The organism is Candidatus Omnitrophota bacterium (genome assembly GCA_028716565.1).
In the GTDB taxonomy this organism is placed as follows: Bacteria; Omnitrophota; Gorgyraeia; order Pluralincolimonadales; family Pluralincolimonadaceae; genus Pluralincolimonas.
The window spans coordinates 289,961-316,351 of sequence record JAQUPL010000001.1 but is presented as its reverse complement, the minus strand read 5'-3'; the positions used below and the strand labels follow the sequence as shown (position 1 = coordinate 316,351).

The window sequence follows — 26,391 nt, the reverse complement described above, 5'->3', positions numbered from 1 at the left end:
AGTGAAATTATAAATGAGAACAAGGAGCGTAAAATGGCAACTATAGCGGTTTACCTGGTCTTAGGCCTGGCAGCGGGCGCGCTGAGCGGCCTTATGGGCATAGGCGGCGGCCTTTTATTGATCCCGGCGCTTATATATCTCTTCAAGTTCTCTCAGTTACAGGCGCAAGGCACAACGATGGCTTTATTGCTTCCTCCTATAGGCCTTCTCGCCGCCATGGTGTATTATAAAAATGGTTATGTGGACATGAAAGCGGCGCTCTTCATCTGCCTCGGTTTTTTCATCGGGGGATTTTTTGGTGCGAAAGCGGCCGTAGGGCTTTCAAATATGTTTTTACAGAAATTGTTCGGCGCGGTGATGTTCCTAGTATCATTGAAAATGATCTTCGGAAAATAATAGAAAGGGGGAAAAGTGATGGTGAAGTATTTGGTCATTAGCGTTGCGGCGTTGGTGTTGGTGTGCGCTCCCGCTTGCGGGGCCGAAGACAATGAGGCGGTAAAGAGCGATACCTGCCTTAAAGAGATAGGTTTCTTCTCAGGATGGGGCACGGCTGACGTCGGGCGCGGCTCCGATACCGAAACGATCAGGAAATACGATAATGTATATCTCTCGGGGCGTTTCGGTTTCAACCTCAAGAAATGCCTGAACTGGAAGATACCGGGCATGTTCCTGTTCATGGTCGAGCCTTTTGCCAACCCGGTCATAAAGCCCTCATCCAATTATGAGGCCGGTTGCAGCTTCGGCCTTAAATACGCCTACCCGCTTACCTCTAAATTCTATCCCTACATCGAGGGCGGCACCGGCGGCATATATATATCCGAGAGGACGAGGGACCAGGGCTCCCACGCAAATTTCGTAGATCATGCGGGCGCAGGTCTTTATTACTTCGTCAAAGATAACATCGCCCTTAACGTCGGATACCGTTACAGGCATATATCTAACTTAGGCATAGCTAAGCCTAACAGCGGCATCGACACTAATTCAGTTACGGCGGGAGTCTCGCTCTTCTATTGACGGACCTTATAACGACGCACGCCAACGCCGACTTCGACGCGCTCGCGTCGATGGTCGCGGCGCGCAAGCTCTACCCGGGCGCGCGGCTTGTCCTCCCCGGTTCGCAGGAGAGGGCCGTGCGGGAGTTTATGTCCCTGTGCTCCGACCTCGTCAAGATCGAGTATGAAAAAGACGCTTCGCTCGAGAACGTGACGCGGCTTATAATCGTGGAGACGAGGCTCAAGAGCCGCATAGGAAAAATGGCGCAGCTCGCCGGGAAAAAAGGGGTGGATGTGCATATTTATGACCACCACCCGAGGACCGGCGAAGATATTAAAGCTGACAAGGATATTTACGGAAAGACCGGAGCGTCCACTACTATCCTTGTAGACCTGATAAAAGACAGGGAGATAAAGATCTCGCCGCTTGAGGCCACTATCATGGCGCTCGGCATATACGAGGATACCGGTTCGCTCTCATTCCCTACTACCACAAGGGAAGATATTGATATGGTGAGTTTCCTCGTCTCTATGGGCGCGGACCTGCACCTCGTATCGTCGTACCTGAGGAGGGAGCTGACCGACAAGGAACTTAGCCTGCTGGCCCTCCTTATCCAGTCAACAGAGGTGCATGTAATAAACAGCGTCCATGTCGCGATCGCGGCGATAACGAGCGAACAGTACGTCGACGACCTGAGCCTCCTGGCGCATAAGCTCGAAGAGGCCGAGAATTTCAACCTCATCTTCGTGATGGTCCAGACGAGGGATAAAGTGCAGTTCATCGCGCGCAGCGGCCTGCCTTTCGTGAATGTCGCGAAGATTGCGGCCCTGTTCGGGGGAGGGGGGCACCCTTCGGCCGCAGGCGCCGTGATCAGGGATATGAGCCTGGCAGAGGTAAAATCGAAACTTATAGAATACCTGCGCTCCCATATACATTCCGATATAAAAGCAAGAGAACTGGTAACCGGGAAACCTGTCGAGATGGATATAGACGAGCCTGTGAGCGCGGCTAGGGAAAAACTGGCCAAGGCCCTCTCCGAATATGCGGTCGTTAAAGTTAACGGGCGGCTGGAAGGGATAGCCGCTCTTAAGGACCTCGACAGGGCGGTATCTCTCGGTTTCGGCCACGCGCGCGTCAAGGGCTATATGTCGCGAAAGATCTTTCCCGTGAAACCGGATACCTCGGTTTACGCGATACAGGACATGATCCAGCAGAAGGAAGTGGGCTGCGTGCCTGTATTCGACGGTGTCAACCTTCTGGGCCTTGTCACGAGGTCCGATATCCTGCGCGCTTTCCACGGAAGGCTTTTTGCCGCAGCGTCGGGCGGGGACCTGAAAGAGGAACCCCGCGTCACGGTGAACCTCACACCGAGGATAAAAAAGGCGTTCCCGGGCAAGATGGCCGAGTTGTTGAGGCTGGCGGGCAGGCTTGCCGAAGAGATGGAATTTACCGCTTTCGCGGTCGGCGGGTTTGTAAGGGACCTCCTGCTGGGGGTAACGAATTTTGATGTCGATATAGTCATAGAAGGCAACGCGATAGAATACGCAAAGAAGCTCTCGAAGGAGCTTTGCGGCGTATACGTATACCACAAGAGGTTCGGGACCGCGACAGTATTCTTTCCGTGCCCGGCCGGCATAGCGCCTTCAAAATCCTCCGGCGGGAAGTTCAGGATAGACATAGCCATGACCAGGACCGAGATATACGAAAGGCCCGCCGCTCTCCCGACGGTAAAGTTCGGACCGATAGAGAACGACCTTTTCAGGCGGGATTTCACGATAAACGCGATGGCGTTCAGGCTGGGCAGGCAGCATTTCGGGGAATTGCTCGACCCGTTCCACGGCAGGATCGACCTCAAGGAAGGCGTTATAAGGGCCCTGCACGACCTGAGTTTCGTCGATGACCCGACAAGGATCTTCCGGGGCGTCAGGTTTGAGCAGCGCTTCGATTTCAGGATCGAGCCGCATACGGAGAGCCTGATAAAAAAAGCAGTCGGCCTGAAGATGGTAGACAGGACTCAGAAACAGAGGATAAGGGAGGAGCTTATAGCTATCCTCTCGGAGGAGAAACCGCTTAAGGCGGTCAAACGGCTTTCGGAATTGAATGAATTGCGGTTCATCGACCCCGGCCTGACACTAAAAAGCAAAAATATAGAGCTTTTTAGTGCCGCCGACGAGGCGCTGGCATGGTACGATAATATGCATACGGGTAAGAAGCACGCGCTCGAGCGCTGGCTTGTATATCTGGCTGTCCTCCTTGATGAACTTGACCCGGCCCGGACAAAAAAGATCTGCGGTGATTTCGTCTTCAGGAAGGCCGACGCGGCAAAACTTATCTCCTACAAAAAGAACTCCGAAAAAATCTTGGCCGCTTTATCCAAAAAGGAAAAATTGAGGCCTAGCGTGGTCTGCGCGCATCTCGACGGGTTTTCGCATGAGGCTATGGTCGCGCTCATGGCAAAGACGCGTTCGCAGGCGGCAAGGCGGCGGATAGCATCCTATATGACCAAATACGCGCTCGTGAAGCTCGACCTGCGCGGCGATGACCTAAAGAAGGCGGGGATAGAGCCGGGGCCGCATTTTAAGGAGATCATCAGGAAGACGCTTCGCGCCAAGCTCGACGGGAAGGTAAAAACTAAGGGCGAAGAGGTCGCGTTTGCTGTATCGCATTTCAAGGGGGATAGATGATAACAGGCGGCAATTACAACACGGAGATACAATAATGGGGATACGTCCGGAACGCATCGCGAGCGAGATGAGGGAGATTATCTCGGTCATAATAAGCGAGGAACTTAAAGACCCTCGCATAGGTTTTATCACGGTAACGAGGGTCGAGGTTACGCCGGATATAAGGAACGCGAAGGTCTATTTCAGTTCTTTGGGCGGAAAAGAGGAGAAGGAAGATGCTGCCGAAGGCCTTAATTCGGCCTCAGGTTTCATCCGCAAGACCCTCGGCGAGAGGATGAGGTTTAAGTTCGTCCCGGAACTGCTCTTCAGGCTCGATGAATCTGCGGAATACAGCATACACCTGAACGAGATATTTGATAAGATACATAAGGAGAAAGAGAAGAAAGATGAGCCTTCCTAAAGTCGTAAACGCGATACGCAGGCACAAGAAGTTCCTTATCTCGGGCCATGTCGACCCGGAAGCGGACGCGATCGGTTCCCAGCTCGCGTTAGCCAGCCTTATAAAGCGCTTGGGCAAAGACCCGATAATCATAGATCAGGACCCGCCGCCGATATCCTGTGATTTCATGCCCGGGATAAAATCTATCGTATTATGCAGGAACTTGAACAAAAAAGTTTTGAAGGATATCGATTGCGCGCTTATAGTCGACTGCCCTACGCTCGAGCGGACCGGGAAAGTAGCCGAGCTGGTCACGCGGGATATGGAAATAGTCAACATCGACCATCACGTAAGCAATGATTATTTCGGGAACGTCAACTGGGTGGACGGAAAAGGCGCGGCCACCGGTGAGATGATATTTGAGCTATTTAAGCGCTTCGGCCTTAAATTGTCTAAGTATGACGCGATAAATATCTATTCGGCGATCCTCATAGACACGGGTTCATTTAGGTATACGAATACATCGGCCAAAACACATATCGTTGCGGCCGAGCTCATAAAGAACGGGCTCGATACGAATTTCATATACGAAAGCCTCTTCGAGATGAAGACCTTCGAGATCACGCATCTCCTCGGCAGATCGCTTTCGACCGTGGAGAGGAGCGCCGACGGCAAGATAGTCTGGATGTGGATAACCAGGGAGATGTTGAAGAAGAGCGGCGGCGAGCTCAAGGACGCCGAGAACTTCATCGGTTTTCCCCGGGCCGTAAGAGGCAGTAAGGTGGCGCTCCTGTTCAAAGAGACGAAGGATGAAGGGCTTATTAAGGTCAGCATCAGGGGAAAGGACGGCGTTGATGTCAACAAGATAGCGATGAAATTCGGCGGCGGCGGGCATGTGGCCGCGGCGGGTTTCAGCATCAGGGCTGCGCACAAGGAAGCCGAAAAGCGGGTGCTGGCGGAGATCTCGAAGCATGTCTGACCCGGACGGCATACTGCTGGTGGATAAGCCCGCAGGCATGACCTCTCACGATATGATCGACCTTATACGGCGCAATTTTGGTATAAAAAAGGCGGGGCACGCGGGTACGCTGGACCCGGCTGCGACGGGCCTCCTTGTAATACTGACAGGAAAGGCGACGAAACTTTCTTCTAAATTCATGAGCGGCGACAAGGAATATGAGGCGATAATGACGCTGGGCAGGAAGACCGATTCGGGAGACGCGGAAGGAAAGGTATTGGCCGAAACCGGTTATGCGCACATAACCGCGGAGAAGATACGGGATGTATTCAAGGGTTTCGAAGGGGAGACAGGGCAGGTCCCTCCGATGTTCTCCGCGATACAGATCAAAGGCAAGAGGCTCTATCAGCTCGCAAGGAGAGGCGTAGAGGTGCCGCGCGAACCGCGAAATATAAATATAAAGGAGTTAAGGATAAGCGGGATCGAATTGCCGCTGGTCCATTTTACCGTAAGGTGCTCAAAGGGGACATATATAAGGAAGCTGTGCGACGATATAGGCGACAGGCTCGGCTGCGGGGGGTATCTCTCAGGCCTGCGCCGCACCGCATCCGGCGAATTCGCATTAAAGGATTCGATTGATATAACCGGCCTGAAATCGATCTCAAGGTCCGGATTGGAAGAGCGATTGGTTAAAATATGAAAAAGACGGTCCTCGCCATAGGGATCTTCGACGGCGTCCATATAGGACACCGCAGGATAATAAGCGCGGCGATACGCGAAGCCAAAAAGAGGCGGGCGGAAAGCGTTATCGTGACATTCGACCCGCATCCCCTTAAGGTCCTAAGTCCGCATATAAGCGTCCCTTCGATAATGTCGGCTTCCCACCGCCTGAGGCTCATCTGCGCGCTCGGCGCGGACAGGTGCTGCGTCCTCAAATTCGACAGGAAATTCTCAAGACTTTCTCCGCGGGATTTTGCCGGAAAGGTACTCTCCGCAGGATTCAATACCTCAAAGGTATTCATCGGAAGTAACTTTGTCTTCGGGAAAGATAACACCGGTAATGCGGCAGCGCTCAAGGAATTGGGCCGGGAATACGGTTTTGAGGTAAAAGTAGTCCCTATGGTCAGGGCAGGGCGCGAGACCGTCTCCTCGTCCGCCATACGCAGGTATATAATAAACGGGAAATTAAATGAGGCTGCGCGGATGTTGGGAAGGCCGGTCAGCATTTACGGGACCGTCGTAAGCGGGAAGAAGCGCGGACGGCTCCTCGGGTATCCCACCGCGAATATCGATCCCCACCACGAGGCGATACCGCCGGCCGGGGTCTACGCGGTACGGGTCCGCCGCGGGCGCAGGAGATACGGCGGCGCGCTTTTTATCGGAAAACCGTCGACGTTCGGCGAGACCGAGCCGGTCATCGAGGTCCATATCTTTGATTTCCACGAATTCATATATCACGAGGATATAGAGGTGGAATTCGTCAGCCGCCTGCGCGGCGTCCGTAAATTCCGCGACCATGAGGCGCTTATCGCCCAGATAAAGCGCGACGATAAGCTCGCGAGAAAGATCTTAAAAACCGGCTAATAATACTTTACAAAACCGGCCTGCTGTGATACTATATTGACACATTAGGAGGTAACAAATTAATGACGATTACCACAGAAGCGAAAAAGAGCCTGATAAACAGCTTCAAGCAAAATGACAAGGATACAGGCTCGGCTCCGGTCCAGATAGCCATCCTCACGGAGAGGATCAACATGCTGACCGACCACTTCAAAATCCACAAGAAAGACCATCATTCCCGCCAGGGTCTCCTCAAGCTTGTCAGCCAAAGGCGCAAGCTTCTGGAATACCTCAAGAGAGAGAGTTCCGAGGCTTATACGAAAATCCTGGACAGGCTCGACCTGAGGAAATAAGTCCCTTCACCTTTTCGGAGAGTGTTCCGGGACCCGGTGAAGGCAGGCGGTTTGTTGTATACGTTTAATAAAAAGAAAAGAGAAAAAGAGAAAGAGAAAATGAGTAAAAGATTAGAGACAAAATTAGGCAGGGAGAATTTGATCTTTGAGACAGGCAGGATGGCCAAACAGGCGAACGGCGCCGTAATGGTGCAATACGGAGGGACCGTCGTCCTGGTAACCGCCGTAATATCGAAACAGCCAAGGGAGGGCGCCGACATAGATTTTGTCCCCCTTACCGTCGAATACCAGGAGAAGAACTATGCCGCCGGAAAAATACCCGGTGGATTTTTTAAGCGTGAAGGCAGGCCATCCGAAAAGGAAGTCCTGACCGCGCGCCTTATAGACAGGCCGATAAGGCCGCTTTTCCCGGCCGGGATCTCGCACGAGATCCAGGTAATGGCTTTGGTCCTGTCGCACGACGGGGAGAACGATCCGGATATACTGGCGCTTAACGGTGCGTCATGCGCGCTTGCCGTATCGGATATCCCGTTTAATTATTTTATCGGCGCCGCGAGGGTCGGCATGATAGAGGGAGAATTTATAGTCAATCCTACGTTCGCCGAGCTCGAGAAGAGTTCCCTGGATATCGTTGTTGTGGGGACAAAAGAATCTATCGTCATGATAGAATCCGGGATGAACGAATTGCCGGAAGACGTAGTTTTGAAAGCCATCGAGTTCGGGCACAAGAGCCTCATCGCTTCGATAGAACTGCAGGAAAAGATGAAGGCCGAATGCGGCAGTCCGAAGGGGACGGATTATACGATAAAGAAGATAGACGAAGGGCTGTACAAGAAGGTCAAGGATCTATCTCTGGGCAAGATAAAGGAAGTCGAGAATAAGGCCACCAAAGAAGAGAGAGAGGAGATGATGTCCATGATAGCCAAGGACCTTATCTCGCAGCTTGTGGTCGAGGGCTCCGAATTGACCGAGGCGGAGGTAAAGAGTGCCTTGGTAAAAGTAGAGAAAGAGGAGGTCAGGCGCACCATCCTGCAGGAGAAAAAGAGGGTGGACGGCCGCGGATTTAAGGATATACGCCAGATAACCTGCGAAGTGGGGGTGCTCCCGAGGACGCACGGTTCGGCATTATTTACCAGGGGCCAGACGCAGAGCCTTGCAGTAACCACGCTCGGAACGTCTGCAGACGAGCAGACGATAGACGCGCTCGAAGGCGAGTCGTCAAAATCGTTCATGCTGCATTACAGCTTCCCGCCGTTCTCGGTCGGTGAGGTAAAACCGGTAAGGGGACCCGGACGCCGCGAGATCGGGCACGGGGCCTTGGCTGAAAGGGGCCTGAAACCGATAATGCCCTCGAAAGAGGAATTCCCTTATACGGTAAGGGTTGTCTCCGAGGTGCTGGAATCTAACGGTTCCTCCTCGATGGCGACCGTATGCGCCGGTACACTCTCTTTGATGGACGCGGGTGTCCCGATAAAGGCGCCTGTCAGCGGTATCGCAATCGGATTGGTCAAGGAAGGCAAAAATTTCGTGATCCTTACGGACATTGCCGGTCTCGAGGACCATTTCGGCGATATGGATTTTAAGGTCACCGGCACAGAGAAGGGCGTTACCGCCGTACAAATGGACCTGAAGATAGACGGTATAGACCTAGAGATAGTGAAACAATCTCTCGAGCAGGCGAGAGAGGCGAGGATGATCATTCTTGAGAAGATAAAACAGGCGCTTGCCGGGCCGAGAACAGAGCTTTCAAAATACGCGCCTCGCATCGTCTCCTTCAAGATCAACCCTGACAAGATCAGGGATGTCATAGGGCCGGGAGGCAAGGTCATACGCAAGATAATAGAGGACACCGGCGTTACGATTGATATAGAGGATGACGGCACGGTGAACGTCGCATCAGCCGACGGTGAGGCGCTGCAGAAAGCGCTGGATATCATAAATAGCCTGACCCAGATGCCGGAAGTCGGCAAGATATATAACGGCAAGGTCAAGAGGATAATGCCTTTCGGCGCGTTCGTAGAGATACTGCCCGGGCAGGAAGGCCTCGTCCACGTCTCGGAGATGTCGGACCAGTACGTCAAGAACGTCGAGGATGTCGTAAAACTCGGCGATGAATTTCCGGTAAAGCTCATGGAGATAGACGACCAGAACAGGCTTAACCTCAGCAGGAAGCAGGCCATGCCGGGTTACGTTCCCGGGGAAGAAAAACCCAGGGAACCCCGCGAGCCGAGGGAATCGAGAGGGCACGGGGAAGGAAGAGGCGAAAGGAGATATCATAAGAAGTGAAGCAGGAGAGGAAAAACGAGATTTGGGGCGTTCTTCTCTTTGCCTTATCTGTCCTTGTCTTCGTCAGCCTTGTTAGCTATGACCCGAACGACCTCTGGTTTTTGACGTCTAATCCGAACGTATATACCCACAACTATGTCGGCATATTCGGTGCGTTAGTCGCGTTTGCACTCTTCTCCCTGGCAGGGTTCAGCGCTTATATAGTACCCGCGCTGACGCTGACATGGTCGCTCGGCAAATTTTTAAATAAGGTCCCGCAGAAGTTTTATTTCAAGCTGCTCGGGACCTTATTTCTTTTTATAGCTTGCAGCGCCTTATTGAGCCTCGCCTCTTCGCCCCAGAACGACGCGGTCAAGGTCCATTGGGGCGGCCTGCTCGGCCTCTTCTCCTCTAACTTTTTCGTGAGATATCTCGGACCGGTAGGCGCGTGGGTGATGGTTATAGTCCTCGGCGCTTTATCGATTCTCCTCGCGACCGAGCTGCTTATATTTCCCATCGTGATGTCCCTCGCAAGCGCGGTCTCGAAGCTCATCTCGATCGTCTTCAAGAAGAAACCGGGACAGGCGAAAGAGAAACGGTTCGAGAAAGCCGAAGCCCAATCGCCTTTAAGGAGAAGTTTTGAGCAGATAAAGGCTGATATAGCCAAGGGCAAGGAGATAAAAGAGAAAGCGGCGATCAATGGAGCGAAGGCCGCCAAGGAAGAACCCAAGGTCCTGCGAGAGCAGGGCAAGGTCCCCGCAGGGGAACGCACCACAATAATAGATATCAAAAAGATAATCAAGAAGGAAGAGCCGAAGCCGGTCCAGGTAAAGGTGGTTAAGCAGGTCATAGGTGATTATAAACTGCCGGATATGAGCCTGCTTGATTCGCCGCCCCCGCTCGAAGAGCGTAAGATAAGCGACGACCTGGACGCGAGCGCCAAGGTGCTCGAAGAGACCCTGGCGGATTTCGGGATCGAGGTAAAGATCACGGCCGTAGAGCGCGGCCCTGTCATTACCAGGTACGAGCTGGAGCCCGCGCCCGGCGTAAAAGTAACGAAGATAACGAGCCTCTCCGACGATATTGCCCTGGCTATGAAGGCGCAGAGCGTGAGGATAGTGGCACCTATCCCGGGAAAGGCGAGGGTGGGCGTTGAGGTACCGAACTCCTCGAGTTCGCTCGTATACCTCAAAGAGATACTGCAGTCATCCGAATTTCAGAATTCGAAATCCAAGCTTACTCTCGCTCTGGGCAAGGATATTGCCGGGACGCCTGTCGTCGCAGACCTCGGCGAGATGCCGCATATGTTGATCGCCGGAACGACCGGTTCCGGCAAGACTGTCTGCGTCAATTCCATAATAAGTTCCATGCTCTTTAACGCCTCTCCCGATGAAGTGAAATTCCTGATGGTCGACCCGAAGATGGTCGAGCTGGCGATGTTCAACGGCCTTCCGCATCTCTTGTGCCCAGTCGTGACCGACCATAAGAAGGTCTCCGGCGCCCTGAACTGGGTCGTCAGCGAGATGGATTCGCGCTACAGGCTCTTCGCGCGCCTGGCGGTAAGGAATATCGAGTTCTTCCACGAAAAATTAAGCAAGGGCGAATTCAAGGACCAGGAGGAAGTGCCGGAAGTCCTTCCTTATATAGTGGTGATAATCGATGAGCTGGCCGACCTTATGCTCGTCGCGCCGCAGGAGGTTGAGAACGCAATAACAAGGTTATCCCAGCTCTCCCGCGCGGTGGGCATACATATAATACTCGCGACGCAAAGGCCTTCGGTCGACGTCGTGACCGGCGTCATCAAAGCCAATTTCCCGGCAAGGATATCCTTCAAGGTCGCCTCTAAGGTCGACTCGCGGACCGTCCTCGACATGAACGGTGCGGATAAACTGCTCGGTAAAGGCGATATGCTTTTTATGCGCCCCGGAGACGCGAAGCCGACCCGCGCGCAGGCATGCCTTGTCAAGGACAGGGAGATAGAGAGGGTCATAAGTTTTATAAAGGAACAGAGGACGGCCGAATACGACGAAGAGATACAGAAAGAACAAGAAAAGAAATCCCACGGCAAGACATACGAGAAGGACGAGATGTACGAGGAAGCGGTAAGGATGGTGTTGGAGACCAAACAGGCTTCGGTCTCGATGCTCCAGCGCCGTCTCGGGCTCGGCTACACAAGGGCCGCGCGCCTCGTAGACACAATGGAAGCCGAAGGGATAGTCGGTCCTTATAACGGTTCGAAACCCCGTGATATACTGATAGATACCATGGAGGCGGTAAAAGCGAAATGGAATCAATCGGGTCGAGAATAAAGGACGCGCGGGAATCAAAAGGGATATCGATCGATGAGGCGCAAAAAGAAACCCGCATAAGCGGGAAGATCTTAAGCGCCATCGAGGCGGACAGGGCGCAGGAATTTATATCAGGCCCGGTCTATATAAAGAGCTTTATCAAGAAATACGCCGATTACCTGGGGCTTGACGGCGCATCTCTGGCCGAGAGCTTTACCGGGGAGAAGCCCGCGTTCAAGGAGCAGATCTCTGTCCTTAATAAGGATGATAGGTGGGGTACGGCGCCCGCAGGAATCAAATTCCCCTTCAAAAAGATGATCTATGCAGCGATAGCCGTGCTGGTCATCTTCTTCACCGTTAAATTTATAGGCATTGCAGGCTCAAAGACGATCGCGTTCTTCAAATCAAGGCCTAAGGCCGAAAATAAGGTTGTAGTGTCGGTAAAGCCGAAACCGGCGGCTAAGCCGGCGCCTAAGGCCGCGGCAGCGCAGGCCCTGCGGATACCGAAAGGCGAAAACCTCATGCTCTCGCTTAAGGCGCGCGCTGACGTATATTTGAAGTTAAGGGTCGACGGCAGCGTCGTATACGACGGCATCCTGAAGAAGGGATCGAGCGAGAAATGGGAGGCGAAGGAATCTTTCGAGGTCTCAGCCAGCAAGGGCGAGGCGCTGACAGCGGATATGAACGGGACACCCCTGGCCCCGTTGGGAAAAGGCGTGATAAAAGGCCTGAGATTACACAAGTAGCGCTATCCTAAATGCCGACCAAGATATCGCTTATCTCATTGGGCTGCGCGAGGAACCTGGTAGATTCCGAGATAATTTTAGGCACGCTTAAAGATTCCGGGTTCGCGGTAACGGCATCCCCCCGCGGCGCGGATATAGTAATAGTCAATACCTGTTCTTTTATAGAAGACGCCAAAAAAGAATCTATCGAGACCATCCTCGACCTCATCGAATTCAAGAACTCCGGAAAAATAAAGGGGATACTTGTCGCGGGCTGCCTCCCGCAAAGATACGGCAAGGCGCTGCAAAAAGAGATGGGCGAGATAGACGGTTTCATAGGCGTCGAGGGTTTCGCAAGGCTTCCCGGGATCATAAATGATATCATGGACGGGAAGAGGATCTACAGCGTCACACGTAACCCCGTATACCTCTATGACTGGAAAACGCCCAGGCAGGCTCTTACCCCAAGGCATTTCGCCTACATAAAGATCTCCGAGGGCTGTTCGCATAAATGCTCCTTCTGTGTCATACCTAAGATACGCGGCAGGCACAGGAGCCGAGGTATGGGATCGATCGTCGCCGAGGCACAGGACCTTATAGGCAGGGGTGTAAAAGAGATAAATCTGATAGGGCAGGATACCACCCTCTACGGCGTCGACCTTTACCGCCGGCCCGCGCTTGCGGAATTGCTTAAAAGGCTCGCGCGGCTCAAAGGGGCGCGGTGGATGCGGCTCATGTACGCGCATCCGGCACATTTAAATGACGGGTTGATCTCGGTCATAGCCGGCGAGGAAAGGATATGCAAATATATCGACTTGCCTGTCCAGCATATCAATGACAGGATACTTAAGGCGATGAGGAGGGGGACGTCAAGCGCGTCGATCAGGGGCCTGATCGCAAGATTGCGCGGGCGCATCCCGGGGATAGCCATCCGTACCGCCGTCATCGCGGGTTTTCCGGGCGAGACGGATAAGGAATTCAAAGAACTTCTCGATTTTGTTAAAGAGACAAGATTTGAGCGGCTCGGTGCTTTTGTGTATTCGGCGGAAGAGGGGACTCCTGCAGCGGGTTCGAATGGCCGTATACCCGAAAAAGAAAAATTAGCGCGGTGGAACGAGTTGATGAAGGCACAGCGCCGCATCTCTTCGGATAATAACAAAAGATGCATAGGCCGCAGGTTTGAGGTCCTTATCGACGAAAAGGAGGCCTCCGGCGGAAAGCATTACCTGGGCCGGACATATATGGATGCCCCGGAGATCGACGGGGGGGTATACATAAATGGTCCCGGCATCAGGGTAGGGGATTTCGCGACCGCGAGGATAACGGGCGCTCTGGAATATGATCTGATCAGCGAGAAAGAACTGGCTAAATGAACCTTTCGAACAAACTAACTATCTCCAGGATATTCCTGGCTTTCGTCCTTATGTATTTCCTTTTTGCCAAATGGCAGGGCGCGAAATATTTCGCATTCTTTACCTTCGCGGCTGCATCCCTTACCGATTATTTCGACGGGTATTTTGCCCGGAAAGAAAACAAGATAACCGATTTCGGGAAATTGATGGACCCGATAGCCGACAAGATCCTCGTCCTGTCGGCTTTCCTGGCTTTCGTCGAGCTTGAGCTCATCCCGGCGTGGACGGTAGTGGTAATAATGGCAAGGGAAGTTACGGTCACCGGGTTGAGGATCGCCGCACTTACAAGGGGGAAAGTCATCGAGGCGGAAGAAGCGGGAAAGCACAAGACCGTCTCGCAGATGATAGCCGTATCGATGATACTCATATTCTTGATGTTCAAGGACGCCGGAACTTCCCTCGCTTTCTGGAATGTCGATACCGAGAAGTGGCTCCTTAACCTGATATTCTTCGTCATGCTCATTACCGTCGCGCTTACGCTTACGTCCGGGATATCCTTTTTCATAAAGAACAGGAAGCTGTTCAATTGAAGACCGTCATCAGGCTTGTGAGCACGTGTTTCTACGCGGGCTATATCCCCAAGGTATCCGGTACGGCCGGTTCTGTGTGCGGCCTGCTGCTTTTCCTTCTTGTGAATTACAGCCTTCCGGTCACGTTCATAACCTTATCGGTATTGACGGCGGCGGCGCTTCTGGTTATAAGGGGCGCGGAGGAGCTCTTCGGAAAAAAGGATTCGAGGAGGATAGTAATTGACGAGGCGATAGGGATGATGATAGCGCTCCTGTTCATACCGATGAGGCCGGAGTTGATCGCCCTTGCTTTCGTATTGTTCAGGGTATTCGACATAACGAAACCCTTCCCGATCAAACGGATAGAAAAAATGGAGAGCCCGTGGGGAGTGGTGCTGGATGATGTGGTTGCGGCTGCCTACGCGAACCTCTCGGTCCGGCTTATAGCCATCTTGGCCTTCAAAAGCGCGGTATAAACAGAGCCCTGTGGCGTCAGCCGGCTCATGAAGAGCGTAAGGTATTCCGCTTTTATCGCCGGGCCAGCCTCAAACCCGACCGTTTCGACAAGCCCGCGCAATTTGTCGCCGTTCCTCCCGCTACGGACCCTCCCAAGCGTTATGTGAGGATGAAATTCCCTCTCTTCCCCGGCGATGCCTATGGCGCGTAATTTAGCCTCCAGGTCATCCGCGATCCGCGCCGATTCGGCGGCCCCCCGGTCCACGCCTGCCCATATGACCCCGGGATGGTCAAGGTCGGGGAATGCTCCTATGCCTTTTATCGTGAGTTCAAATGCTTTGGAAGCGGAAGCGACGACGGCAAGCTGGTTTTTTATCTCCTCCGCCTTATCCGGCCCTACGTCCCCGATGAACCGGAGTGAGAGGTGGATATTCTCCGGTTCGACCCACTTAACATCGGCGCCGGATCTTTTGAGCGTTGCCTGGACTGAGATGAGTTCATCGCGCGCCTCTGGAGGAATCTCTATCGCTATGAAAACCCTTATAGTCTCACCCATTTGACTGAGATTATACATTACGCGTTGACTTTAATCAACCTGGTGGTATAATTTTAAATATGAAAAATCCCGTATCTCTCAAATTCTGGGTCATGCCCATAGGCGGCGTCGACACGGGCCCGATGATGGACAAAGAGATAGAAGAATTTGAGAGGACCCACCCCGGAATAAAGATAGACCTCTCGATAATCCCCTGGACCCAGGCGTGGAAAAGAATAATTTTCGCGGCCAAGACCAAGCAGCTGCCGGATATCTTCCAGATAGGGAATACCTGGACGAAGACCCTCGCATCCGTAGGCTCATTAGCTGACCTTACTTCAGAGGCCTCTGAAGAGAGGCTGAAGAACAAATTCCATCCCGTCTCGTGGGCTACCTGTGAGGACGAAACGACAAGGCTGATACACGCCATCCCGTGGGGCGCCGAGACCAGGATGCTCTTCTACAGGAAAGATATGTTCAAGAAGTTCAATCTTTCAGCCGGCGATATCTCAACATGGGAACTTTTCGAAAAGACATGCTCGGTCCTCAAGGGGTATGACCACGGCAACGGGCCTATTGGGGTCCTCGGCGTTTCTGACATAAAAGACCAGGGGCTTGTCCATGATACCGTCCCCTGGATATGGTCGTCAGGAGGGGATTACCTCTCAAAAGACGGCCTTGCCGCGGCCTTTGACAAGGAAGAGGCCCTGAGGGGGATAAAGTTCTACTTCGACCTGATGAACAGGGATTACGCGCCGGTCCGGGAAAGGAAAGTCCCGGCATATCCGGGGCATGATTTTTTTATTACCGGAAAATACGCCATGTGCATAGCCGGCGCGTTCGTCGCCGCAGATTACATCCCCGGTTTCTTCGGGACGTCCTCAAATCGCGCGTCGCCGGAGATAATCGATAAGTTCGGGGTGGCTTTTCTCCCTTCCGGGCCGGCCGGACGTTTCAGTTTCGCGGGAGGAAGCAACCTGGCGATATCGAACTATTCGGCGAATAAACATGAGGCCTGGCTCTTCATGAAATTCCTTACCTCGAATGAATCGCAGGTCAACCTGTATAAGTCTATAGGCACACTGCCCGCGGGCATCGAGCCATTCTCCGAGATCTTCCGCGGGGAGACCGATCAGGAGAAGGTCCTGAAACAGACTTACAGCGAATACGGCAGGAGCTACAGGCAGATAGATTTCTGGGGCGGGGTCGAATTCATTATAACCGAGTTTTTCGGGAACCTCATCGACGCGATAAAAACCCGGAAGTATAACGAAAAGTACCTGGCTTCCGAGGCGCGCAGATACGCCGACCAGGTAAATTATATCTTATCATTATAGGACGGGCTCGGTGGAAGAGAAGATCGGAAGAGAAAAATTACAAGATCACCTCAGGATCCTGCAGGATTCGGTAAGGGTATTCTTCCAGCTTGAGACCGGGCTGGACCAAACCCTCAAGGCGGGGCTTAAGTCTATTCTCGAAGATATCGGTTTCGACGCCGTCTATATATTCCTCTACGAGGAGACGACAAACTCGCTGGAATGCTATCAGGCACGGATGAGGGGAAAGGGGATAATAGCCGGAGAGAGCAGGATACCCGTAAAGGACGATGGCGGCGGGATGCTGGTCGATGTATTCCTCGGAAAGAGCGATTCCGCAATATGGGACGACGGTCTGCAGATATGCCTGCCGCTGATTACCGCGGATTATAAACTTGGGTTCCTTATGGCGGATAAACTGGCCAGCAAGAAGAAGATAACACCCGAAGAAAAAAATATGCTAAGCGACTACGCCAGGGAATTCAGCAGGGGTATAAGGCACATAAAGGTGTTTCACGCCAATCTGCGGAAGATAAGCATGCTCCTGGCCCTCTCCAAGATAAGCGAGGCCATGGCCAGCACCCTGGAATTAAGTCACGTGCTTTCGATAATCCTCAAGAGCGCTGTCGAGGTGCTGCATTTCGACAGGGCAAAACTCTATTTAATTGATAAGGAAGAGAATATCTTGAAAGGAGTCGCCAGCGCCGATATCAGGAAAGTCGCCAGGCCTATAGAAATGGAACATTACCGGATCGAAAGAGGCGTTAACACGATAGTTGACAGCCTGTTCGATGAAGGGCCACCCCCGGTTCCCGGGGCGCAGGGGACAGAAGGCATGTTCCTTTACGTCCCGATGATGGTGAAGAACGCCAGGATAGGCGTGCTTGTGGTAGATAATATCTTCAGCCAGCAGCCGATAACAAAAGACGAGCGGGAGAGTATCGATATACTAGCGAACCAGGCGGCGATCACGATAGAAAAAGCTAGATTATACGAAGAGGTGAAAGAGCTTTCCATCCGCGACAGCCTCACCGGCCTCTATGTGCATAATTTTTTTCTCGCTCGCCTCGATGAAGAAGTAAAGAGGGCCGTAAGGTCCAAAGAGAAATTCGCCCTTATCATAATCGATATCGACGGGTTTAAGAGGTATAACGACCTCTATGGCCATCAGGCGGGCGACATGATAATAACCTCGCTGGCGGACATCCTAAAGGTGCATATACGTAATTTCGATGTCAAAGGCCGGCCCGTGGACGCGATAGGCAGGTACGGCGGGGATGAGTTTGTCGTCCTTCTAGCCAGGTCCGATACAGGCAATGCCGTCACCGTAGGAAAAAGGCTGAGGGAAGCGGTCAAGGCCAAAGAGATAAAGGTCGACGGTAAATCCATCTCTTTCACCATAAGTATGGGCATCGCCGTCTATCCGGATGACGGCACAACACAGCAGCAGCTGTTCAAGAAGGCGGACGACGCCTTATACTGGGCAAAACAACACGGGAAGGACCAAGTCTGCCTTGTGAAGGATATAGGGAAGAAGGGCTCTACAGATATCTTCTGAGAAGATCGAGCGCCGCCTGCGAACTCCTGAATTTGATCATTTCCCGGTCGCCCCTGAAACGGAATACCTTGCAGATAGTCTTTCCCGGCATGGCGAGAGTTATATAGACAAGCCCGACCGGTTTTGCCTTTGTGGCGCCGCCGGGCCCGGCGATCCCTGTGACAGAAAGTCCGATATCCGCCCCTGAGATATCCCTGATGTTTTTTGCCATTTCTATGGCAGTTTGGCGGCTCACTGCCCCATATTTTGAAATTGTGCCGGGCGAGACGCATAGTTGGGATATCTTCGCGTCGTTCGAGTAAGCGACGACCCCCATCCTGAAATATCTCGAGCTTCCAGGGATATCGGTGATCCTGGTCGAGATAAGCCCGCCGGTGCAGGATTCGGCTATTGCGAGCGTTTTTGCATTTGCGGCCAGGATCTTTCCCACTGCGCCCTCTAGGGTCTCATTATCGCGGCCGAATACATAACCTTTCAGCCGCGCGGAGATCTTTTTGTCGATCCTGTCTATCAGGGTCTTCGCGGCTTTTTCATTTTTCGCCTTCGCCGTTATCTTTAATTCTATCAAAGCCGGTTTGGCGTAAATGCCTACAGTGGCCGGCGGCGGGCTTTTTAACAGGTCTTTTACTTTAAGGTCTACGGCCTCTTCGCCCAGGCCGGTTATGTTTATCGTGCGGATCTTCATTACCCGGCCAGGTCCGGCTTTCTTTTTCAGGTAAGGCATTGCGTATCTTTCGAACATCGGGTTTAATTCGCGCGGCGGCCCGGGAAGGGCTATCAGCATTTTTCCGTCCTGTTCGACGAGGAAGCCCGGGGCGGTGCCGACATCGTTCCCGAAGATCTTCGCTCCTTCGGGGATGTGCGCCTGCCTGAGGTTTCCGGAAGGCATATTCAGGCATTGGCTCCCGAAATGAGCTTTTATTTTAGAGGCTATCGCACTGTGAAAGATGAGTTTTTTCGGCATCGCGCGCGATATCGCCTCGAGGGTGATATCGTCTACGGTAGGGCCCAGTCCGCCGGTAGTTATCACGATATCCGAGCGGAGCATCCCCTGCCGTATCGCGCGGCCCAAACGTTCCGGGTTATCCCCTACGGTAGACTGGTGATAGACATCTATCCCCAGTTCGGCGAGTTTCAAAGAGAGCCACTGTTGGTTAGTGTTCAGTATCTGCCCAAGGAGAATCTCGGTGCCTATAGAGATTATTTCGGCTATCATAATGGTCTATTATAGGTTAAGGACAGGGAGAAGTCAATTTGACTTCAACGAGCCCCCGGACCGAATTACAAAGAAATACCTTATCGGCTTTACGCAGGTCATCCAAAAATATCCTCTTCTCCTTCACCCGGCCGGTTTTTATCAAATATGCCCTGAAGACGCCGGGCAGAAGGCCGGAGGAGAGAGGGGGAGTGTAAAATCTCCCGTTTTTCTTTACCACAATGTTTGTTATGGCGCCCTCGGTCACTTCATCTTGCGTATTAAGAAATATGACGTCGAAATATCCTTTCGCACGATGACGCTTATATTCAGCGTCGTAAAGTCCCCTGTTTGTCGTTTTGTGGTAGAGGAATAAGTTGCCGGGATCAGTCCTTGATCCCGAGACCGCGACAGGCGCTGCGGAGCGCCCCGGGTTCCGTTCGATCTTCGAGGCTTCTATAGTTGCTTCGCCGTCTTTAGGCATCAAGACCCGCACCCTGTATTGAAAACCCCTTTTAAAGGCCTTCCGGGCGCTTTTCAATTTACCGGTTATCTTCGCGCGGTCAAAAACGAACCCGAAATACGCGGCCGAATCGCGCATCCTTCCGAGATGCCGGTCCAGGAACTTGAATTTCCCGTCCCACAGCATCGTCTCGATAAGAGAGAAAGGGCTGTGCCTTTCCGTGAGGAACCTGGCCTTTAGGACGCATTCGCGGTATTCCTCCTCCGGGTCGGAATCGACTGTTATCCCTCCGCCGACGCCCATCTCGCCCTTCGCTTTGCTCAGGACCCTGCCTTTCCCGCGCGATATGGATATCGTCCTGATAGGCAGGTTAAAGACCGCTTTATTTCCTGGAAAGATGATGCCGAGCGCGCCGCAGTAGACCTTCCTGTCGGCTTTCTCGAGATCCTTTATTATCTGCATCGTCCTTATTTTGGGGGCGCCGGTAACAGACCCCCCCGGAAAGAGGCTCCTGAATATATCGAAATAGGTCACGTCGTCCCTTAAAACGCTTTTTATGGTAGAGGTCATCTGGAAAAGGGTATTGTATTTTTCTACGTCGAAGAGCGAAGATACCTTGACGCTGCCGGCCTTTGAGATCTTTCCCAGGTCGTTTCGTATCAGGTCGACGATCATCAGGTTTCCCGCGACTTCCTTGGCGTTGTGTTTAAGCTCCGATATCCTGCTGCGGTCCTCCTTCATATTCGCGCCTCGTCCGATCGTCCCTTTCATCGGCCTGGAGTATATGGTATTGCCGTCTCTCCTGAAGAAGAGTTCGGGGGATAGCGAGAGGAGATATCCCCCGCCCAGTTTGCAGAAGGCGCCATACGGCACGTTCTGTTTTTCCTTGAGGTCCCGGTAGAAAGAAAAGGCGCTGCCCGAGAAACCGAAGGAGTATTTCCCGGTAAGATTGACCTGGTAGGTGTCGCCGTTTTTAATATGTTTTTTTATCCGTGATATCTTACGGAAGTATGCATGCTTCGTAAGGTTGAACCTCGGATTATCGACGCGAAAATCGCGCCGGCCGGCCTCTTCCGTGAAAAGGCCGGGCATACGGGGCGATAACATTCCTGTTCTGTGGTCGAAGGTCATCATATTTTTGAATATACACAGGTGGATCAGCGGACGTGAAGAGGGATCTTTCGGGGCGAAAGACGCTTTCTCGAAATAATATCCCAGTTCATACGAAAAATATCCGGCAAGAAAGTGTCCCTTCGAATACTCCTCTATGCGCTCGAACGCCCGTTTGACATTACTGAACCTGTCAACCTTTATGGTATCGACCGGGTCGAAGAGGATGTAGCTTTTCGAATTTTCGCCGTCAAAAAGGCTCGTCTCGAAGAGCATGAAACATTCCCGTTCTTCCAGGAAATCTTCATCCAAAAGAGAAAGCCTGAGGGGAGTTTTTTCCATAGGGCAATGATAACACAAAATGGCTTGCATTGGGAGATATGTTAATGTATTATTGTATAACATTCAGGGGGATGCAACTTTAGGAGGGAAGATGTCCGGTAAAAAGCTCGGTTTTGTCCTGGTTTTGTCGGTTCTTGCCTGTTTCAGCCAGTTTTCCCACGCCGCGGAATGGAAGGCATCCGCATCTTCAAGCGGAGAGAATCTCAATCCACAGTTCGCCATAGACAGCGACCCGTCTACACGTTGGTCCAGCACGTTCGAAGATAACCAATGGTTGATCATCGACCTCGGCCAACCTACCGAAATAAAGAAGATAACTCTCACCTGGGAAGCCGCCTACGGGAGCGATTATGACATCCTCGTCTCCAACGATAAGACCTCATGGAAAAAAGTCTATGAAAAGAAGAACGGTTCCGGCGGGACCGAGATCATAAAGCTTACTCCGGTCAAAGCCCGTTACGTGAAGCTTGACCTTATCAAGCGGGCGACCAAATGGGGTTTCTCCTTTTTTGAGGTAGAATTTAACGCGCCTGACCCGATAAAGGCAAAGGCGACTTCATCGTCCGGCCAGGACGATTACAGCGCCGACAAGGCCATAGACGGGAATATGCAGTCGCGCTGGTCGAGCAATTTCGAGGACAACCAGTGGTGGCAGGCCGAGTTCGACACCCCCCACAACATTTGCGGTGTCGTCCTTAAATGGGAGAATGCTTTTACCGAGATATATAATATAGAAGTTAAGGGCACCTCAGGCAACTGGAAGAAAGTATACGAGACCACCGAGGGCGACGGTAACACCGACATAATCTATTTTGACCCGGTTGTAGCGACGGCGCTCAAGATTAACTGCATCCAGCGCGGCACCGGCTGGGGCAATTCCCTCTGGGAAGTGACTTTCCTCGACGGGGATAAGCCGCCGGTAGTCTCCAGGAACGGCGCACAGACCAATATAAAACTGCCTGCAAAAATAAACCTGGGCGGTATCATCCTGAGATGGGACGAGAACTACCCTAAATCCTTTACCGTTGAGGCCTCGGCTGACGGACAGGCCTGGAATGAAGTATTCAAGACTGACAAGAATACGTCAAAAGACAACTGGATCTATTTTAAGGCCGGCCCTGTCAGGGAATTCAGGGTGAACTGCCTCGCATCGGCGACCGGGAAGGAATGCGTCCTAAAGAGTTTCGAGCCGAAGAGCGGAGAAGAGCAGGCGACGCCGATAAAGATCTACCAGTCGCTCGCGAAACAATCCCCGGCAGGTTATTATCCGATGTGGCTGCGCAGGATCCAGGAGTTCTGGACGGTTGTCGGCGCGCCGGATTCTAATGACGAAGGACTTTTGAGCGAGACGGGTAGTTTTGAGCCATATAAGGGCGGTTTCTCGGTCATGCCCTTTATCTACGACGGCAAGAAACTTTACACCGCTAATGATTGCAAAGTAACCCAGAGCCTGCTTGAAGATTACCTGCCGATACCGACGGTAAAGTGGGACCACGCTGATTGGACGCTTGAAGTCACGGCGATCTCGGCCGGCGGGTCTACGATGGAGGTCAGGTACAGGTTCAAGAATACCGGGAACAAGGCGTTCAGCGGGTTATTCGACCTCGCGGTGCGCCCGGTGCAGTTGAACCCCATATGGCAATACGGCGGATTCAGCCCGATCAACAAAGCGGAATGCGTGCCTCCCAGACTGCTGATAAACGGACAGGCCAAATTGGCCTCGGGCACGGCAGGAGTAAAGATGGCGGCGGTGCCTTATTCTTCAGGGGATATAATCGATTTCATGGAAAAGGGCGGATTGCCTGATTCCTCGTCCGCGCAAAGCAGCGAAGGGACAGCTTCGGCCGGGTTTTCTTATGGGCTCAAAGCCGCACCGGGAGAGGCAAAGGATTTCATCATCCGGTTCCCGGGTGACGGGACGATCGCGGATTTCGATACCGAGCTCCAGAAACAGGCGGCCATGTGGGCCGGGTTTGAAAACCGCTTCACTATCAATATTCCCGAGAAACGCCTGATCGATGTCATGAAGACCAATATCGCCTACATCCTCATAAATAAAGACGGGCCGTGGATAAAGCCCGGCTCGCGCAATTACAGCCATTCATGGATGCGCGACGGCTGTTTGACGAGCTCGGCGCTCCTGAAGGTGGGCGTTGTTGAGCCGGTAAAAGAATGGCTCGACGCGTTCTCCTCAAAAGTTACGGATAACGGTTTTGTCCCGTATATTATTTTCGAGGGAGATAATGCCGTAGGCAATAATGATAACGGCTCGGGCGAGGGCGTCGAGTGGGACGCGCAAGGCGAGTACGTCTTCGCGGTCCGCAACTATGTGGACTATTCGGGAGACAAGGAATACCTGCCGAAGGTCTATCCGAAAGTCGTGAAGGTCCTGGAATTTACCCGCAGCCTGCGCCGCCGCACTATGGGCGACGATTTCAAGAAGGACCCGAAGAAGCAGCCGTATTACGGGATACTTCCCAAATCCAACAGCCACGAAGGTTATTATCCCGCGATGACAAGCTACTGGGATGATTTCTTTGCGCTTAAAGGCTTCAAGGACGGGGTCTATCTCGCGAACATGATGGGAGATACGGTAAGCGCTGAATGGATGCAGAAGGAAGTCGACGATTTCCGCAAGTGCCTTTACGATTCGATAAAACTGGTCGCTGGGCGCGACAAGATTAATTATATCGCGGGATGTGTCGAGAAGGGCGACTTCGACTCGACCTCGACGGCCATCGCTATCGTGGCGGCAGGTGAACTGGAATATATGCCGAAGGACCTGCTGAAAAATACTTTCGACAGGTATTATAACGACGTTAGCAAAGGCATGGAGCCGGGCCACGAGAGGACATTCACTCCTTACGAGGTCCGCTCGGCGAACGCCTATTTCAGGATGGACCAGCGCGAACGCGGTCTCACCATGCTAAGGTATTTCACCAAAGACTCGACCAGGCCATACGCTTGGAACCATATGGCTGAGGTCGTATACGCCAAACCGCGCACGCCTTCGTATATCGGCGACATGCCGCATACATGGGTCGGGTCGGGTTATATCGACGCGGTCCGGACGATGTTCGTCTATGATGATAACGGCAAACTTATCCTCGGCGAAGGCCTGGCCCCGGAATGGTTTGACCAGGGTATCGAGGTCAAGGACCTGCCTACGCCCTACGGCAAGATCTGCTACGTGATAAAGAAAGAGGGCGACACCATCAAATACTTCATCTACGGCACCGCCAAACCGCCTAAGGGCGTAAAATTCGTCTTGCCGAAAGAGTTCAAGGACCTCAAGATCGAGGAGATGAAAGCGAAGCAGTGATAATCGATTTTCACACCCACGCCTGGCCGGAGAAGGTATCGGCGAAAGCAAGGGATAGCCTCGAGCGGCTTTTCGGGGTGAAGATGGTTTGCGATCCCACCGTCGGGAACCTCCTAAAGTATATGGATAAGAACGGCGTAGACGTAAGCGTCATATGCGCCGTGGCGACCCGCCCGACTCAAGTCATCGCCATCAACGACTGGCTTTTTGAGACCAGGAGCGAGAGGCTTAAGGTCTTTTGCGCGATGCACCCGGCGTATGATAACTGGAAAGACGAGCTCAAAAGGATCAACGAGAAGGGCGACGGGATCAAGTTCCAGCCGGAATTCCAGGATTTCTACGTCGATGATGAGCATCTCTTGCCTATCTACGGAGAAATGGAGAAACTCGGTATACCTGTCCTATTCCATTGCGGAGAGGAACTCTCAGGCACAATGAAGGTTCGCTCGTCGCCTTCCCGGATCTCTAAGGTCAAAGAGAGGTTCCCGCGTCTTAAGATCATCGGCGCGCACTTCGGCGGGTTCCGGCTGTGGGATGAGGTCAAAGAGCACCTCTTGGGCAAGGATATCTACCTCGATACGTCTTTCTTCTTCGGATTCCTGCCGGACGTTGAGGCAAAACAGCTTCTTTTGAAACATCGCCCGGACCGGCTCATTTTCGGGACTGATTTCCCGATTGTCGAGCAGAAGAAGGACATGGCCTTCTTGCGGGAACTCGATATATCCGAAGAACTTAAAGAAAAAATCCTTTTCCGGAACGCTCAACTTTTGCTTTACAAACCTGCCTGAAAAAAGTATAATTAATCTAATAATTTGATGCCAACCGAAAGATTTTTGAAAGAAAATCACTCAAGGCTTCGTCTATTACTATAGGCGAAGTACCTTAACCACATTTCAACATAGAGGAGAGAAGGATATGGTAAAGAAGGACGAAAAGGAAGTAAAAAGGGAAGAAAAAGAGGCGCAGAAGGAGCAGGGCGAGCGCACAAAGGCGCTCGAATTGGCGCTGGCGCACATCGAGAAGCAGTTCGGCAAAGGTTCGATAATGAAGCTGGGCCAGGAGACGCACGCGGCGGTAGAGTCTATCCCGACAGGCGCGCTTTCCCTTGACCTGGCGATAGGCGTAGGCGGCATACCCAGGGGCCGAGTTGTCGAGATATACGGCCCTGAATCATCCGGAAAGACTACGCTTTCATTGAGCGTGATCGCCGAAGCGCAGAAGAAAGGCGGGACCGCCGCTTTCATTGACGCAGAACACGCATTCGATTCCACATATGCCAAGAAACTCGGCGTAAACCTCGACGACCTCCTCATTTCCCAGCCGGATTCCGGAGAGCAGGCGCTTGAGATCTGTGAAACGCTGGTAAAGTCCAGTGCCGTGGACGTGGTCGTTATCGATTCTGTAGCGGCGTTAGTTCCCCGCGCCGAAATAGAAGGCGAGATGGGCGATTCGCACGTAGGGCTCCAAGCGAGGCTGATGTCTCAGGCGCTGCGCAAACTGACATCTTCGATAAGCAAGTCCAAGACCTCGGTCATATTCATCAACCAGATCCGCGAGAAGATAGGCGTGATGTTCGGCAATCCCGAGACGACGCCAGGCGGGCGCGCGCTCAAATTTTACGCGTCGGTCAGGCTCGATATTAGGCGCATCGAAAACATAAAGATCAACGACCAGTCTGTCGGCAGCCACGTCAGGGTCAAGGTCGTCAAGAACAAGGTCGCCCCGCCGTTCCGCCAGGCCGAGTTTGACATAATCTATAACGAAGGGATCTCAAGGACCGGCGATATTATTGACCTCGCCGCGAACCTCGGCGTCGTCGAGAAATCAGGCTCCTGGATTATTTACAACGGCGAGAAGCTCGGTCAGGGCAGGGAAAACGCCAAGGTATTCCTTAAGGAAAACCCGAAAGTCCTTCACGAACTGGAAAAAAAGATAAAAGAAAAAACTATCGCATAAACAATGAGG

General features: G+C 52.6%; 22 protein-coding genes. 19 read left to right on the top strand and 3 right to left on the bottom strand.

What is annotated here, in order from left to right; all coding sequences use genetic code 11:
• The first annotated feature begins 33 nt into the window (after positions 1 to 33).
• From PHO67_01655 to PHO67_01590, 14 genes are all read left to right on the top strand, one after another.
• Positions 34 to 396, top strand: coding sequence for a TSUP family transporter (locus tag PHO67_01655; protein ID MDD5545853.1), 363 nt, complete (start codon positions 34 to 36; stop codon positions 394 to 396).
• 18 nt (positions 397 to 414) lie between these two features.
• The gene (locus tag PHO67_01650) at positions 415 to 1,014 is read left to right on the top strand and encodes an acyloxyacyl hydrolase (GenBank protein ID MDD5545852.1); all 600 of its coding nucleotides are present in this window, start codon (positions 415 to 417) and stop codon (positions 1,012 to 1,014) included.
• On the top strand, positions 1,011 to 3,677 hold the full coding sequence (locus PHO67_01645; GenBank protein ID MDD5545851.1) for a CBS domain-containing protein: 2,667 nt from the start codon (positions 1,011 to 1,013) through the stop codon (positions 3,675 to 3,677). Before PHO67_01650 ends, PHO67_01645 begins: the two co-directional genes overlap by 4 nt.
• Before the next feature lie 34 nt (positions 3,678 to 3,711).
• Positions 3,712 to 4,077 carry a 30S ribosome-binding factor RbfA gene (rbfA, locus tag PHO67_01640; GenBank protein ID MDD5545850.1) on the top strand — a complete coding sequence of 122 codons (366 nt, stop codon included), beginning with the start codon at positions 3,712 to 3,714 and terminating at the stop codon, positions 4,075 to 4,077.
• Complete coding sequence (locus PHO67_01635; protein ID MDD5545849.1) at positions 4,064 to 5,035, top strand: bifunctional oligoribonuclease/PAP phosphatase NrnA; 972 nt, start codon at positions 4,064 to 4,066, stop codon at positions 5,033 to 5,035. Before rbfA ends, PHO67_01635 begins: the two co-directional genes overlap by 14 nt.
• Positions 5,028 to 5,714 carry a tRNA pseudouridine(55) synthase TruB gene (truB, locus tag PHO67_01630; GenBank protein ID MDD5545848.1) on the top strand — a complete coding sequence of 229 codons (687 nt, stop codon included), beginning with the start codon at positions 5,028 to 5,030 and terminating at the stop codon, positions 5,712 to 5,714. Before PHO67_01635 ends, truB begins: the two co-directional genes overlap by 8 nt.
• Positions 5,711 to 6,598 (top strand): bifunctional riboflavin kinase/FAD synthetase, encoded by an 888-nt coding sequence (locus tag PHO67_01625; GenBank protein MDD5545847.1) that lies wholly within the window; start codon positions 5,711 to 5,713, stop codon positions 6,596 to 6,598. The genes truB and PHO67_01625 overlap by 4 nt, the downstream gene beginning before the upstream one ends.
• Positions 6,599 to 6,660: 62 nt before the next feature.
• Positions 6,661 to 6,930 carry a 30S ribosomal protein S15 gene (gene rpsO / locus PHO67_01620; protein MDD5545846.1) on the top strand — a complete coding sequence of 90 codons (270 nt, stop codon included), beginning with the start codon at positions 6,661 to 6,663 and terminating at the stop codon, positions 6,928 to 6,930.
• A 99-nt stretch (positions 6,931 to 7,029) separates the two neighbouring features.
• Positions 7,030 to 9,216 (top strand): polyribonucleotide nucleotidyltransferase, encoded by a 2,187-nt coding sequence (gene pnp / locus PHO67_01615; protein MDD5545845.1) that lies wholly within the window; start codon positions 7,030 to 7,032, stop codon positions 9,214 to 9,216.
• Positions 9,213 to 11,504: a DNA translocase FtsK gene (locus PHO67_01610; GenBank protein ID MDD5545844.1), complete on the top strand. Its 2,292-nt coding sequence runs from the start codon at positions 9,213 to 9,215 to the stop codon at positions 11,502 to 11,504. The genes pnp and PHO67_01610 overlap by 4 nt, the downstream gene beginning before the upstream one ends.
• A complete protein-coding gene (locus PHO67_01605; GenBank protein MDD5545843.1) occupies positions 11,480 to 12,229 on the top strand; it encodes a DUF4115 domain-containing protein in 750 nt (249 codons plus the stop codon). Before PHO67_01610 ends, PHO67_01605 begins: the two co-directional genes overlap by 25 nt.
• Positions 12,230 to 12,240: 11 nt before the next feature.
• The gene (rimO, locus tag PHO67_01600) at positions 12,241 to 13,581 is read left to right on the top strand and encodes a 30S ribosomal protein S12 methylthiotransferase RimO (GenBank protein ID MDD5545842.1); all 1,341 of its coding nucleotides are present in this window, start codon (positions 12,241 to 12,243) and stop codon (positions 13,579 to 13,581) included.
• Positions 13,578 to 14,150 carry a CDP-diacylglycerol--glycerol-3-phosphate 3-phosphatidyltransferase gene (gene pgsA, locus PHO67_01595; protein MDD5545841.1) on the top strand — a complete coding sequence of 191 codons (573 nt, stop codon included), beginning with the start codon at positions 13,578 to 13,580 and terminating at the stop codon, positions 14,148 to 14,150. Before rimO ends, pgsA begins: the two co-directional genes overlap by 4 nt.
• Positions 14,147 to 14,605 (top strand): phosphatidylglycerophosphatase A, encoded by a 459-nt coding sequence (locus PHO67_01590; GenBank protein MDD5545840.1) that lies wholly within the window; start codon positions 14,147 to 14,149, stop codon positions 14,603 to 14,605. Before pgsA ends, PHO67_01590 begins: the two co-directional genes overlap by 4 nt.
• Here the strand turns inward: PHO67_01590 and thpR are convergent.
• Complete coding sequence (gene thpR / locus PHO67_01585; GenBank protein MDD5545839.1) at positions 14,548 to 15,141, bottom strand: RNA 2',3'-cyclic phosphodiesterase; 594 nt, start codon at positions 15,139 to 15,141, stop codon at positions 14,548 to 14,550. The two genes, PHO67_01590 and thpR, sit on opposite strands and share 58 nt — an antisense overlap.
• Positions 15,142 to 15,200: 59 nt before the next feature.
• On the opposite strand from thpR, the gene PHO67_01580 reads away from it, so the two are divergent.
• Entirely contained in the window at positions 15,201 to 16,457 is a 1,257-nt protein-coding gene (locus tag PHO67_01580) for an extracellular solute-binding protein (GenBank protein ID MDD5545838.1), read from the top strand.
• 10 nt (positions 16,458 to 16,467) lie between these two features.
• Entirely contained in the window at positions 16,468 to 17,994 is a 1,527-nt protein-coding gene (locus PHO67_01575) for a sensor domain-containing diguanylate cyclase (protein ID MDD5545837.1), read from the top strand.
• On the opposite strand, the gene PHO67_01570 is transcribed toward PHO67_01575, so the two are convergent.
• Entirely contained in the window at positions 17,978 to 19,210 is a 1,233-nt protein-coding gene (locus PHO67_01570; GenBank protein ID MDD5545836.1) for a competence/damage-inducible protein A, read from the bottom strand. The genes PHO67_01575 and PHO67_01570 overlap by 17 nt on opposite strands.
• Positions 19,211 to 19,226: 16 nt before the next feature.
• The gene (gene pabB / locus PHO67_01565; GenBank protein MDD5545835.1) at positions 19,227 to 21,104 is read right to left on the bottom strand and encodes an aminodeoxychorismate synthase component I; all 1,878 of its coding nucleotides are present in this window, start codon (positions 21,102 to 21,104) and stop codon (positions 19,227 to 19,229) included.
• Between the two features lie 91 nt (positions 21,105 to 21,195).
• On the opposite strand from pabB, the gene PHO67_01560 reads away from it, so the two are divergent.
• From PHO67_01560 to recA, 3 genes are all read left to right on the top strand, one after another.
• Positions 21,196 to 24,426, top strand: coding sequence for a discoidin domain-containing protein (locus PHO67_01560; GenBank protein MDD5545834.1), 3,231 nt, complete (start codon positions 21,196 to 21,198; stop codon positions 24,424 to 24,426).
• Positions 24,423 to 25,214, top strand: a complete 792-nt coding sequence (locus PHO67_01555) for an amidohydrolase family protein (GenBank protein ID MDD5545833.1) — start codon at positions 24,423 to 24,425, stop codon at positions 25,212 to 25,214. The genes PHO67_01560 and PHO67_01555 overlap by 4 nt, the downstream gene beginning before the upstream one ends.
• Before the next feature lie 127 nt (positions 25,215 to 25,341).
• The gene (gene recA / locus PHO67_01550; protein MDD5545832.1) at positions 25,342 to 26,382 is read left to right on the top strand and encodes a recombinase RecA; all 1,041 of its coding nucleotides are present in this window, start codon (positions 25,342 to 25,344) and stop codon (positions 26,380 to 26,382) included.
• Positions 26,383 to 26,391: the final 9 nt, after the last annotated feature.